General features: G+C 70.6%; 9 protein-coding genes and 1 pseudogene. 6 read left to right on the top strand and 4 right to left on the bottom strand.

Annotation, left to right across the window (positions count from 1 at the left end):
* The first annotated feature begins 63 nt into the window (after positions 1 to 63).
* From VFB40_RS07130 to VFB40_RS07115, 4 genes and pseudogenes are all read left to right on the top strand, one after another.
* A complete protein-coding gene (locus VFB40_RS07130; RefSeq protein WP_324848497.1) occupies positions 64 to 1,044 on the top strand; it encodes a cobalamin biosynthesis protein in 981 nt (326 codons plus the stop codon).
* Positions 1,041 to 2,600, top strand: a complete 1,560-nt coding sequence (locus tag VFB40_RS07125) for a cobyric acid synthase (protein ID WP_324848496.1) — start codon at positions 1,041 to 1,043, stop codon at positions 2,598 to 2,600. The genes VFB40_RS07130 and VFB40_RS07125 overlap by 4 nt, the downstream gene beginning before the upstream one ends.
* A gap of 153 nt (positions 2,601 to 2,753) precedes the next feature.
* Entirely contained in the window at positions 2,754 to 4,085 is a 1,332-nt protein-coding gene (locus VFB40_RS07120) for a glycoside hydrolase family 5 protein (RefSeq protein WP_324848495.1), read from the top strand.
* A gap of 163 nt (positions 4,086 to 4,248) precedes the next feature.
* A pseudogene (locus VFB40_RS07115) lies at positions 4,249 to 5,289 on the top strand (D-alanyl-D-alanine carboxypeptidase family protein); the annotation flags it as partial.
* A gap of 242 nt (positions 5,290 to 5,531) precedes the next feature.
* Here the strand turns inward: VFB40_RS07115 and VFB40_RS07110 are convergent.
* Positions 5,532 to 7,166, bottom strand: coding sequence for an MFS transporter (locus VFB40_RS07110; protein ID WP_324848494.1), 1,635 nt, complete (start codon positions 7,164 to 7,166; stop codon positions 5,532 to 5,534).
* 191 nt (positions 7,167 to 7,357) lie between these two features.
* Here VFB40_RS07110 and VFB40_RS07105 point away from each other — a divergent pair, with 191 nt between their 5' ends.
* Both VFB40_RS07105 and VFB40_RS07100 read left to right on the top strand, forming a co-directional pair.
* The gene (locus VFB40_RS07105) at positions 7,358 to 8,653 is read left to right on the top strand and encodes a glycosyltransferase 87 family protein (protein ID WP_324848493.1); all 1,296 of its coding nucleotides are present in this window, start codon (positions 7,358 to 7,360) and stop codon (positions 8,651 to 8,653) included.
* 172 nt (positions 8,654 to 8,825) lie between these two features.
* On the top strand, positions 8,826 to 10,439 hold the full coding sequence (locus tag VFB40_RS07100) for a glycoside hydrolase family 53 protein (protein WP_324848492.1): 1,614 nt from the start codon (positions 8,826 to 8,828) through the stop codon (positions 10,437 to 10,439).
* 42 nt (positions 10,440 to 10,481) lie between these two features.
* Here the strand turns inward: VFB40_RS07100 and VFB40_RS07095 are convergent, their stop codons facing one another.
* The 3 genes from VFB40_RS07095 to VFB40_RS07085 all read right to left on the bottom strand — a co-directional run bounded on the left by VFB40_RS07095 (position 10,482) and on the right by VFB40_RS07085 (position 12,795).
* On the bottom strand, positions 10,482 to 10,835 hold the full coding sequence (locus tag VFB40_RS07095) for an ArsR/SmtB family transcription factor (protein WP_324848491.1): 354 nt from the start codon (positions 10,833 to 10,835) through the stop codon (positions 10,482 to 10,484).
* Between the two features lie 79 nt (positions 10,836 to 10,914).
* Positions 10,915 to 11,229: a hypothetical protein gene (locus tag VFB40_RS07090; RefSeq protein ID WP_324848490.1), complete on the bottom strand. Its 315-nt coding sequence runs from the start codon at positions 11,227 to 11,229 to the stop codon at positions 10,915 to 10,917.
* A gap of 81 nt (positions 11,230 to 11,310) precedes the next feature.
* A complete protein-coding gene (locus VFB40_RS07085; RefSeq protein WP_324848489.1) occupies positions 11,311 to 12,795 on the bottom strand; it encodes an RNB domain-containing ribonuclease in 1,485 nt (494 codons plus the stop codon).
* Between the last annotated feature and the right edge of the window lie 6 nt (positions 12,796 to 12,801).

Genomic DNA, 12,801 nt, shown 5'->3' with positions numbered 1-12,801 from the left:
TCCTCGCGCATCCGGCTATTGTCGCGCCCCGCGTGATTCACGCCTAACGGTAGGGTGCTGGACGTGCGCACAAGATCTTCCGGGGCCGCCTGGGCGCTCGGCCTGGCCGCGGGTTACGCCGCGGACGCGCTGGTCGCCGATCCGAGCCGCGGCCATCCCGTGGCAGCGTTCGGTCGAGCAGCGAACGCGCTGGAGCACCGCTGCTACCAGGACTCCCGGGCCCGCGGGGCGCTGTTCACCGCCGCCTGCGTGGGCGGATCGGCCGCACTCGGCTACGCGGCGACGCGCGGTTCGCGCGGACGGCCGCTGACCGCGATCGCGACGATGGCCACGGCGACGTGGAGCGTGATCGGCGCGGCCTCGCTGCGCCGGGAGGCCACCGCGATCGGCGATCTGCTCGAAGCCGGGGATCTGGACGGAGCGCGCGAGCGGCTGCCCCGGCTGTGCGGCCGCGACCCGCGCGGGTTGGACGAGCGGGAGATCGCCCGGGCGGTGGTGGAATCCGTAGCGGAGAACACCTCGGACGCGGTTGTCGCCCCGCTGTTCTGGGGCGCGGTCGCGGGCGTGCCCGGGCTGCTGGCTTACCGCGCGGCGAACACGCTGGACGCGATGGTCGGGCATCGCTCGGAGCGCTACGAGCGCTTCGGCTGGGCTTCGGCTCGGCTGGATGACGCGCTGAACCTGGCGCCGGCCAGGCTGACCGGCGCGCTGACCGCGGTCCTCGCGCCGACTGTCGGCGGTTCGCGCCTGGAGGCGTGGCGCACGCTGCGGCACGACGGAGGAAAGCACCCGAGCCCGAACGCGGGCCAGTGCGAAGCCGCGGCGGCGGGCGCGCTCGGCCTGCGGCTCGGCGGGACCAACAGCTACACGTCAGGGATCGAACACCGGCCCTACCTCGGGGTCGGCCGCAGCCCCCGCGGCTTCGACATCGCGCGCGCGAACCGGTTGTCCGCCGCGGTTTCCACGGCGGCGGCCGTCGGGCTCTCGGCCGGTGCACTCGCGATCCGGGTAGCCGGGGCACGGCGTAGCAGAAGGCTGCGATGAGCACGGCGGGCAGTCGGGGACGCGGCGGGGCGCTGCTGGTCGCCGGCACGACCTCGGACGCCGGAAAAAGCGTGCTGACCGCCGCGATCTGCCGCTGGCTGGCCCGGCAGGGCGTGCGGGTCGCGCCGTTCAAGGCGCAGAACATGTCGAACAACTCAGCGGTCTGCGTCGATCCACGGACCGGCACCGGCGCGGAAATCGGCCGGGCACAGGCAATGCAGGCGGCAGCCGCGGGCGCGGTACCCGAGCCCGCCATGAACCCGATCCTGCTCAAGCCGGGCGGCGATCGTTCGAGCCAGGTCGTGGTGCTCGGCAAGGCGCTGACCGAAGCGAACGCGCAGTCGTATCAGAGCTTGAAGAAGAAGCTGCTCGGACCGGTGCTCGACTCCTTCGACGATCTGCGGTCACGCTACGACGTCGTGGTCTGCGAAGGCGCCGGCTCCCCCACCGAGATCAATTTGCGCGAGGGCGATCTGGCGAACCTCGGGCTGGCCCGGGCGCGCAACCTGCCGACCGTCGTCGTCGGGGACATCGACCGCGGCGGGGTGTTCGCGGCGTTCCACGGCACGGTCGCGCTTCTGGAGGCCGCCGACCAAGCCCTCATCTCAGGCTTCGTGGTCAACCGGTTCCGCGGCGATCCGGCGCTGCTGGAACCGGGACTGCGGATGATCGAGGGGCGCACGGGCCGGCCGGTGCTCGGCGTGCTGCCGTATCTGCGCGACATCTGGCTCGACGCCGAGGATTCGCTGACCCTGGACGGCCGCCCGCAGACAACCGGCCGTGCGCAGCCGCTTGGCCGCGAGCCACTGTCCGTCACCGTGGTGCAATTGCCGCGCGTCTCCAATTTCACCGACGTCGACGCGCTGATGCTGGAGCCGGGAGTCGAGGTCTCCTTCACCACCGGACCGCGCGGCATCGCGGAAGCGGACCTCGTCGTGCTGCCGGGCACCAAGGCGACCGTCAGTGATCTGACCTGGCTGCGCGAGCGCGGCATCGCCGAGGCGCTGGCCGTGCGAGTGGCCCGTGGCGGCACGGTGCTCGGGATCTGCGGCGGCTACCAGATGCTCGGCAAGACGATCGACGATCCGGTCGAAAGCCGCACCGGCCGCGTCGAGGGCCTCGGCCTGCTGCCGGTGGCCACCGATTTCGCGGCGGACAAGACCCTGGCCAGGCCGGCCGGATTCGGCCTCGGCGAGCCGGTGGTCACGGGCTACGAGATCCACCACGGCCTGGTCTCGGTGCACGGCGCGGAGCCGCTGTTCACCGATGCCGACGGCAGGGCGCTGGACGGCTGCGTGTCAGGGAACGTGCTCGGCACGCTGTGGCACGGGACCCTCGAATCGGACGAGTATCGCAGGGCCTTTCTTCGATGGGCCGCGCACCGGGCCGGCCGCTCGTTCACACCGCATCCGGACACTGATTTCGCGGCGGCGCGGCAGGCGCAGTACGACCGGCTCGCCGACGCGCTGGCGGAGCACGTGGACACCGACGCCCTCTGGCGGCTGATCGAACACGGCCCGACGCCGGGCTTGCGCCTCCTGCCGCCCGGGGCGTAACCGGCCGCTTTCACACCTACCGCGTCACAGCGCCTCGCCCTCCTTGACACTTAACCGGTTTAGTGCTTGCATTTCGTCGCACCCTCAAGGCCATACCGCACGACTCCGCCGTGTGGCCGCCGGCGCGCGGCCACCTCTCTGAAAGGGTCTGACATGGTCGTCGCACCCGCCAACGACCCCGCGGCGCCGGCGCCGAAGTCCGGGCCGACCCGCAGATCCGTGCTCAGCCTCAGCGGCGCCGCGGCCCTCGCCGCGACTGCCACGGCCGCCGTGGCCCCGGCCGCGCACGCCGCCGAAGCCTCCGCAGCCACCGCGAAGAGCAACCCGTTCCCCCGCCGCCCCACCTCGTTCGTGGCGGTGCGCGACGGCAAGTTCGAACTCGACGGCGCGGCCTTCCGCTTCGGCGGCACCAACTGCTACTACCTGCATCAGCAGTCCCACTACATGATCGACGCGGCGCTGGACGACGCCGCCGCGATGTCGCTGCGCGTCGTGCGCGCCTGGGCCTTCGCCGACGGCGTCGGCAACGGCTTCCCGCCGCTGCAACCGCAGCCCTACGTCTACGACGAGGCGGCCTTCGATTCGCTCGACTACGCGGTCTACAAGGCCGGGCAGCTCGGCATCAGGCTGGTACTCGGGCTCACCAACAACTGGCCCGACTACGGCGGCATGCGTCAGTACGTGACCTGGTTCCTCAACCTGCCCGACGACTCGTACGGCTCGATGGTCAACCACGACCGCTTCTACACCGAGAAGTCGATCAAGGACTGCTACAAGTCCTACGCCGAGCACGTGATCACCCGCCGCAATCGGTACACCGGCCTGCGCTACAACGAAGATCCGACGATCATGACCTTCGAGCTGGCCAACGAGCCGCGGGCGCGCAGCGACAAGTCCGGCGCCAAGCTGCTCGGCTGGGTCGCGGAAATGAGCCGGTTCGTCAAGCGGCTGGCGCCGCGTCAGCTGGTCGCGGTGGGAGACGAGGGCTTCTACGGCGACCCGAACGCGACGGACTACCCGTACGGCGACTACGAGGGCGTGCGCTGGAAGGATCTGGCCGCCCTGCCGAACGTCGACTACACGACGATCCACCTGTATCCGGAGGGCTGGGGCGAGAACCCGTCCAGCAAGCCGGGCACGGACCCGGTCGCCTGGGGCACCGAGTGGATAACCCGGCACCTGACCGACGCGGCGGCGATCGGCAAGCCGCTGGTGTTGGAGGAGTTCGGCCTCTCGATCAACGCGTCCCAGGGCGTGCCCGACGAGGCGGCCCGCGAGGCCGGGTATCAGACCTGGGTGGACACGGTCCGCGACAACGGCGGCGCCGGCGACCAGTTCTGGCTGCTGACCTCGCGCGTCGACGACGGCTCGTTCTACCCGGACTACGACGGCTACCGGGTGGTCTGGGACAACGACCCGTCGAACGCGACCAGCGGACTCGCGAAGCTGCTGGCCGCGCACGCGAAGGAGATGGCGTCCGGATGACGTAACGTGTAGAAGTAGTCGAGCGAGCGGGCCTGGCGCGGAAGTCCTCGGAGACGCACCGCAACCAGGCCCGTTGCCCGCGCGTCCAGGAGGAGACCGCGTTCAATCGAGCGGCGCCGAACGGACACCGCGTGCCCGGCCCGACAGGTGGAGGCCCGACCGGATGGAAAGCACTGCCGTGGAGCGCGCGGAAGAATCGGAATCCGAAGCGGCCGCGGAAGTCGGCGTCGAGATCAATCTCGACAAGGAAGAACAGCAGGACTCTGCCGTACCCGCCGCGGAAGGGCCGCCGTCCGGGACCAGCTCACCGGGCAGTGCGAGCTCGTCGGAGTACGACCGCAACCGCGCGCTCGGCATCCGGGTCATCGCGTTCGTCATCGCGCTCTGCGTCGTCGTGACCGGTTGGGCGATCGCGAATGTGGCCGGGTCCGGCGGCGCGTCAGACCTCATCGGGGGAAAGGGGCACAAGCCCGGTAACCGCGTCCCGCCGCGCCTCACGCAGCAGCTTTCCACCACGTTCACCATCCCCGGCAGCGTGCCGGCCATTCCGTGGCCGAGCGTCGGGCAAGCCGCGATCGAGCTGGAGGGCTACGGCTCGCTCGGCACCTCGGGGAGCGTGAACACTCCGGTACCGATCGCCAGCGTGACCAAGACGATGACCGCGTACCTGGTCCTCGCGCACCATCCCCTCGCGGCGGGTGAATCAGGACCGCTCATCACCGTCAGCTCGGCCGAGGCCGCCGCGTACGCGGTCGAGTCGAAGCAGGGCCAGTCGCTGATCAAGGTGTACGCCGGAGAGCGGATCAGCGAGCGCGACGCCCTGGAGGCGCTCATGCTCGCCTCGGCCGACAACATCGCGAAGATCCTGGCGCGCTGGGACGCCGGCTCCGTGTCAGCGTTCGTGGCGGACATGAACGCGGCGGCACGCAAGCTCGGCATGTCGCACACGACCTACACCGACCCCTCCGGCCTCGACCCGTCCACCGTGTCCACCGCGACCGACCAGGTCGCGCTCGGGCGGGCGGCGATGCAGTCGGCCGCGTTCGCCGCGATCGTCGGCGAGCAGTCCGCGAATGTGCCGGTCGAGGGCACCATCTACAACTTCAACCGGCTGGTCGGCCGCAACGGGGTGACCGGCATCAAGACCGGCTCGACCGACCAGGCGCACGGCTGCCTGCTGTTCGCGGACACCGTCACGGTCGGCGGCCGCAGCGAGACCGTCGTCGGCGCCGTGCTCGGCCAGCCGCTCGGCACCGGCGACGCTTTCCTCGACCGCACGCTGAGCATCGCATCGAAGCTGATCGCCGCCGCGCAGGGCACCGTCGCCGCCGCCACGATCGCGGTACCCGGCAACCAGGTCGCATCACTGCACCGGACCGGCACGGCGAGCGAGACGCCGCTGGGCGTCACCGCGCCGGTGGTCGTGATCGGCCGGCCGGGGCAGAGCTACCGCGTCTCGGTGTCGGGAGGGGCGGCCGCACCGGTTCTGGTCGTCACCGTCCTGAACACGGCGGGTTCTGGTTCCGTGTCCGGTTCGGCGGTGACCGGCTCGTTCTCCGTTCCCCTGGTGCGGCTGCTGCCACGCGGCGCACTGTCGGCGCGCTGATCCGCAGCGGGCGCCGCGTCCGCAGGGGTCCCGCTTCCGGTCGCCGAGGTTCCTCGTTCGCTTGCCGGGAACAGGGCCGCGGCGCGTTCGGCACTCGCCTTCGCCCGCGCGGTCGTGGTCAGGACGCCGAGTACCGCCACGACCAGTCCGCAGCCGGCCACGATCGCCCAGCCGACGTGGCTCGCCGTGCTGAAGCCCTCGCGCATCGAGCCGTGCACGCGCGCGACCGCCACGGTCCCGATCAGCGCGACGCCGAGGGACTGCCCGACCTGACGGCTCGTCGAAGCGACCGCGGCGGCGACGCCCGACTGCGCCCGCGGCATGCCTGAGACCGCGGTGTTGGTGATCGGCGCGTTGACCACGCCGAAGCCGAAACCGAACAACGCGTACACGATGCCGAGGTAGAGCAGCGAGGTCGTGTTCGTGACGGACAGGAACAACAGGCCCGTCACGCCGATGAAGATCCCTGACGCGAGCAGCGGGCCGCGGGCGCCGCGCTCGGCGACCAGGCGGCCGGACAGCGGCGCGAAGACTGCCGTGATCGCGGCCATCGGCAGCGTCATCAGTCCGGCCTTCATCGCGGAGAAGCCCCGCACGTCCTGGAGGTAGAGCGTGTTGATGAAGAGGAAGCCGGCCAGCGCGATGAAGGCGCAGACGGCGATCACGGTGGCCCCGCTGAACGGTATCGAGCGGAAGAAGCGCAGCTCGATCAGCGGCTCCTCACGCCTCGACTCGTAGCGCACCAGCGCCGCCACGCCGGCCGCGGTGAACGCGAACAGGCCCAGGATCAGCGGCGAGGTCCAACGGTGGTCGGGGCCCTCGATGATCGCGTAGGTCACGGCGGCGAGCACCGCGATGACGAGGATCTGGCCGATCGGGTCGGGCCTGCGCCCGCGCTGCGCCCGTGACTCGGGCACGAACAGGGCGGTGAGCACCAGCGCCGCGACGCCGACCGGGATGTTGACCCAGAAGACCGACCGCCAGCCGACCGCCTGCACGAGCAGGCCGCCGAGCACCGGGCCGGCCGCCATGGACAGCCCGACCACGCCGCCCCACACGCCGATCGCGCGGGCCCGCTCCTTGGCGTCGGTGAACGTGTTGCTGATGATCGACATCGCCACCGGGTTGAGCATCGAGCCGCCGACGGCCTGCAGCGCGCGGAAGGCGACCAGCCAGCCGAGCGACGGCGCGGCGGAGCACAGCGCGGAGGCGAGGGTGAACAGCACCAGGCCGAGCTGGAAGATCCGGCGCCGGCCGAGCCGGTCCGCGGTCGAGCCGGCCAGCATCAGCAGGCTGGCCAGGACGAGGGTGTAGGCGTCGATGATCCACTGCAGGCCGGAGACCGGGGCGTGCAGGTCGTGCTGGATGGACGGCAGCGCGACGTTCACGATCGTGTTGTCGATCGCGACGATGAACAGGCTCATGCAGCAGATCGCCAGGATGAGCTGGCGTCGCCGTGGGCTGGGCTCGGACAAGCGGTTTCCTTAGCTCAACTAATCGAATCGAAAATAATGATACTCCCTCAGCATTTCCTCGGTCGAGCGGCTTTCCCGCGCCCGCGCCCGGCGCCACGGCCCGCCCCTTCGCGCCACGGGACGTACCGCTTCAGATAGCATCGACGCGCTCATTGATCGCACCACGTGGACAAGCGGGGTTAGTCGGGACCATGGGGGCGCGCAGCGTGGCGGTATTGCGGGAGAGCCGGCAGGAAGAGCAGCAACCGGTCGGCCAGTCGCAAGGCAAAGGCAGAGGACGGACAGTCGCCCTGTGCGCCCTTGTGCTGCTCGTGTTCGCCGTCTCGCTGATCACCGTCAGCAAGGGGAAGCTCAACTTCGACGTCTACCGGGTCGACCTGAACGTCTACCGGCTCGGCGGGCGCGCCTGGCTCGACAACAAGGACCTCTACGGCCAGCTGCCACTCACCCGCAACGGCCTCAACCTCGGCTTCACCTACCCGCCGATCTCCGCCATCGTGATGTCGCCGCTGGCCATGGTGCCCGCGCGGGTGGCCGGCATCCTGATCACCGCGATCACGCTCGGCCTGCTGCTGTCGGTGATCGCGCTGTTCCTGCGCACCGCGGGGATCGCAGCCGCGGGCCGGTCCTGGCGGCTGGCGGCGCTGCTGCTGCCGGTCGCGGCGCTGTTCGAGCCGCTGCGCACGAACCTGGCATACGGTCAGATCAATGTCATCCTGATGGCGCTGGTCGCGTTCGACTGCCTGTCGCCGGCCACCTGGTGGCGGGCCGCGGGCAAGCCGGTTGGCTGGCCGCGCGGCGCGCTGGTGGGCCTGGCCGCGGCGCTCAAGCTGACCCCGGCCATCTTCGTGCTCTACTTCGTCGCCCGCAGGCAGTGGCGCGCGGCGATCACGTCGATCGCGTCTTTCTTCGTCGTCACCGGCCTCGGCGTGTTGTGCGCTCCGCAGGACTCGCACGAGTACTGGACCAAGATGGTGTTCGACACCGGCCGGATCGGCCCGCTGGTGTTCGCCGGAAACCAGTCGCTCAACGGCTTCCTGTACCGCACTCATCTGACCGGTAACGCAGAGCACGACGTGTGGCTCGTGGTGGCCACGATGGTCGGCATCGTCGGCGTCGTGGCGGTCTTCCGCGCGGCGCGCGCGAACCGTCAACTGCTCGCGCTCAGCCTGACCGCCTGCACGACGCTGCTGCTCTCCCCGGTGTCCTGGTCGCACCACTGGGTGTGGGCGGCGCCCATCGTGCTGACCGGACTGCTGGCGGCGTACCGGGCCCGCAACCGCGCCGCGCTCGCCCTCTTCGGCGGCGGTCTGATCCTCTTCCTCTCCTCCCCCCAGTGGTGGTTCCCGGGGACCGAGAACCGGGAGATGCACTGGGCCTGGTGGGAGCAGGCGATCGGCAGCGCCTACGTGTGGGCCGCGCTCGGCGCCCTCATCGCCGTGGCAGTTGGGTACGCTCCCAGCCTCTTACCTGCGGATCCGCAGTAGTCCATCGACATAGCCCGCACTGTGGTGCTACAAATGCTGCTGCCCGGATTGGGAGCGCTCCCAGCCTAGCGGAGCGAAACGGCGCGCGGAACGAAGGGCCGCCGTCCGACCCCGGGTGAGAACGCAACGCGCCAGGATCGTTCACCCTCACCTGTCGATCTCAGGAGTCGCAATGACGCGTCATCCGTCCGGCCCGCGCGACACCCGCCGCAGCCGCCATCGCCGCCGCACCCTCAGCCTCGCCCTTCCCCTCGCCGCCGCGCTCGCCGCGACCCCGCTCGTGGCGCTCCCGGCCTCCGCCACCACCAGCACGCCGACGGTCGCCAATCCCGGTTTCGAGGCCGACGGAGCGGGTGTCGCATCGCCCACCGGCTGGTCGAGTAGCGGAACCACCTCCGCCGACTACACCGAGTCCGGCGGGCACTCGGGTTCGTACCGCCTTGCGCACTGGTCGTCCTCGGCCTACGCGGTCGACACGTATCAGACGATCACCAACATCACGAACGGCTACTACACGCTCGGCGTTTACGTGCGCTCGAACGACACCGGCAGCTCGAACTACATCTCGCTGTCCGGCTGCGGTAGCTCGACCAAGACGACATACGTACCCGTCGATTCGGACGGCAACTGGCTGCACATCGTGGACTACGTGTACGTGTCCAACAACCAGTGCACCATCAACCTCTACTCGAGCAGCGCCGCGAACGCGTGGACGAACTACGACGACGTCACGTTCACGGCCGGTTCGGCGCCCGTGGCGATCCGCGGCGGCGACACCTCCAGCCTCTACCGCGGCGAGCAGCTCGGCGGGGTCTACTACAACAGCTCGGGCACGAAGCAGAACGCCTTGCAGATCCTCAAGAACGGCGGCATGGACTACGTCCGGCTGCGCGTCTGGGTCAACCCGCAGGACGGGATGAACAACGAGGCGACGCTGCTGGCTTCGGCGAAGGAGGCCTACAGCACGTACGGCCTGCCGATCCTGCTGGATCTGCACTACTCCGACACCTGGGCCGACCCCGGTCACCAGACCACCCCGGCGGCCTGGTCCGCGGACTCGCTCAGCCAGCTGGAGAGCCAGGTGTACGCCTACTCGAAGCAGGTCGTCGGCGACCTGGTCGCGCAGGGCACGCCGCCGGCGATGGTCCAGGTCGGCAACGAGATCAACGCCGGCATGCTGTGGCCGGACGGCTCGACCTCCAGCTGGTCGCAGCTGGCCGCGCTGCTCAAGCAGGGCGTGGCCGGGGTGCGGGCGGCGTATTCGTCCGCGAAGATCGTGCTGCACCTGGCCGCCTCGGACAGCCTCTCCACGCTGGAGAGCTGGTACAGCACGGCGATCAGTGACGGAGTGTCGTTCGATGTGATCGGCATCTCGTACTACGACTACTGGCACGGTCGGCTCGACGTGCTGCAGACCGACCTCAACGGCCTGGCCGCGAAGTACGGCAAGCCGGTGATGGTCGCCGAGACCGCGTACCCGTGGACGCTGGCCAACGGCGACTCCGAGACCAACTCGGTGACCTCGTCGAACACCACCCTCGACCCCGGCTACGCGGCCAGCTCCGCGGGCCAGGCGGCGAACTTCCGCGACGTGCTCTCGATCGTGCAGGCGGTGCCGAACGGCCTCGGCCTCGGGGCGTTCTACTGGGAGCCCACCTGGACAGTGGTCGCGGGCAACGGCTGGGACCCGACCAACGCGTCCTCCGGCGACGGCTGGGAGAACCAGGCGGCCTTCGACTTCAGCGACAAGGCTCTGCCGGTGGTCAACCAGTTCGCGGCCCGCTGACCGCGGACTGAGCTAACGCCGGGTGGTTTCGCTCAGTGCGAGTCAGAGCGGAGCCACCTGGCCGAGCACCGCGTCCAGCAGCTGCGGGAACGCCTCGTCGAGCTCCGCGCGCCGCAGCGAGACGTACCGGTGCGTTCCCTGGGCGCGGGTGCTGGTGACCCCTGATTCGCGCAACACCTTCATGTGGTGCGAGAGCGTCGACTTGCCGACCGTGAGCCCAGCCAGCTCGCCGACCTTGTTGCAGCATTCCTCGCCTTGTGCGGCAAGGGCGCGCACGATCGCCAGCCGCCCGGGATCGGCCAGTGCCGCCAGCACGGTCGGCAGGTCGAGCCGCTCCTGCGCGGGCTCGTCCGCGGCTGCGATCGCACGGCTGGACAGCGGTTCCTCGACAAGCATCCTTCCACTGTAATACCAGCCGACTTCCCGTTCTTCGCGCCCTCGGGCGCTCGCCCGCGCGGGCGAGGAAGGCCGTCGCTCAGGCGGTGATCTCCGGAGCGAAGTACCCGCCGAGCGGTTCGGGGCCGATGTAGCGACGGCAGGTGCAGGTGACCAATTCCTTGTGCGTGCCGTCTGATGCCTCGTTGGGCACCTTCACCGAGACCTGGGCGTGGCACAGTCCGGTCGACGCGTCGTGGAACGAGAGGTGATGTCCGCACCCGCATACCGGTTCGGGACCGCGCAGCGCGCGTTCCCTGGCCTTGCGCCGGTCGTTGATGCTTCCGCGCACGGTGCGCGCGACCGACGACGTCCCCATCGCCGCGATCGCCACGATGACGACGGTTTCGATCATCTGCGAGCCCCCCTTAGCCGACCTGAGCCGGAACCTGCTGTCAGGCAGAATACGACCGCGGCGCGGTCTCACCTAGCCGACTCAGACCGCGTCGATCCAGTCGAACAGCACCCGCCGGCTCGCCGGGTCCGCGGAGACCAGCCGGACCCGCAGCTCAGCGCCCTGCGGCAGGTCGTGACCGTCGAGCCGCGCTATCACCGCGGGCTCGCGCAGCATCACCACGCCCGCGTCCGGCTTGCCGTTGCGATCCCAGTCCACGCGGTCGTTGAGGTCCAGCACCACACCCTCGAACACCTCGCCGACCCGGTCGCGCAGCAGCACCGCCTCGGCCAGGTCGACGCAGGCGCGCTCGACCGCCTTGGCCCGCCGGTCGCCCGCGTCCATGAGCTCGGGCAGCGCCGGCAGCGCCTCACACACCCAGTCCGGCACCTCGCCGCCCGCGCAGAGGCTCACGCAGATCTCGGTGCCGAAGCGGTCGACCAGCCGCCGCAACGGCGCGGTAACGTGCGCGTACTGCGTAGCCAGCGCCGCGTGCACCGGCCGCGGCGGAATCTGGCCGTCGAAGACCTCGTAGCCGGCCCCGCGCAGCAGCGAGGTGGCCTCGGTGAGAAAAGCCGCATGCCGCGGCCGGGCCGGGTCCATCCGCCGGATCAGCGTGGCGTAGGGCTCGCCGTCCGGCCAGCGCACCTTGAGGGCGCGGGCCGCGCGGCGCAGCCGGCCCACGGTCGCGTCCCCGGGTTCCGGCAGCACCCGCAGCACGCCGACCTCGCCGTACAACATGAGATCGGCCGCGGCGATCCCGGCGAGCAGCGAGATCTGCGCGTTCCACTCCTCGACCGGCAGCGGCGCGCGGTACTCGAGCCGCCAGCCGTCCTGGTCCGCGACCACCTGCTGCACCGGGGCGTTAAGGCTGATGCCGCCGCGCAGCGCCTCGCGGTCGCGCAGCAGCGTGCCGACCTCGCGCAGCAGTCGCATCACCTCGGGCGCGGTCCCGGCGTCCAGTTCCCGCTGCATCTGGGGATAGTCGAGCCGCGCCCGCGATCGCACGAGCGCGCGCCGCGCCTCGACCGAGGTCATGTCGCCGGAGGAATCCAGGTCGATCTGCCACAGCACGGCGAGCCGGTCCTGGTCGGGCAGCAGTGAGGCGGCGCCCTCGGAGAGCACCGGCGGGTGCAGCGGAACCCGGCCGTCCGGCAGGTAGATCGTCTCGACCCGGGCCCGCGCCTCGAGATCGATCGGCGAGCCCGGGCGCACGAAGGCGGCCACGTCGGCGATCGCGTACCAGACCCGGAAGCCGGAGCCGCGCCGCTCGATCCACATGGCCTGGTCGAGGTCCATCGATCCCGGCGGATCGAGGGTGATCAGGGGGAGGTCGGTGTGATCGGCCCGGCCGGGCTCCGGATCGTGGACGCCGCGCGCCGCGCGTTCGGCGTCTTCCAAGACCTCGGGCGGGAACTCGGCGGGCAGCGCGAACTCGGCGCGGACGGCGTCGAAGCCCTTGCGCAGCGCGGCACGCGCTTCATCGGGCGCGTCGGCGCTGTCGATCACCAGGACTCGGCGGGGCACAGCGCG

Source organism: Actinocrinis sp. (genome assembly GCF_035650855.1).
Classification (GTDB): Bacteria; Actinomycetota; Actinomycetes; order Streptomycetales; family Catenulisporaceae; genus Actinocrinis.
Note: the sequence above shows the minus strand (reverse complement) of the source record. Positions and strands in the feature narration are given on the sequence as shown.

Coding starts and splice junctions, on each gene's coding strand:
- VFB40_RS07090 (WP_324848490.1), bottom strand. CDS start 11,229: ATGATCGAAACCGTCGTCATCGTGGCGATCGCGGCGATGGGGACGTCG.
- VFB40_RS07125 (WP_324848496.1), top strand. CDS start 1,041: ATGAGCACGGCGGGCAGTCGGGGACGCGGCGGGGCGCTGCTGGTCGCC.
- VFB40_RS07105 (WP_324848493.1), top strand. CDS start 7,358: ATGGGGGCGCGCAGCGTGGCGGTATTGCGGGAGAGCCGGCAGGAAGAG.
- VFB40_RS07100 (WP_324848492.1), top strand. CDS start 8,826: ATGACGCGTCATCCGTCCGGCCCGCGCGACACCCGCCGCAGCCGCCAT.
- VFB40_RS07095 (WP_324848491.1), bottom strand. CDS start 10,835: ATGCTTGTCGAGGAACCGCTGTCCAGCCGTGCGATCGCAGCCGCGGAC.
- VFB40_RS07120 (WP_324848495.1), top strand. CDS start 2,754: ATGGTCGTCGCACCCGCCAACGACCCCGCGGCGCCGGCGCCGAAGTCC.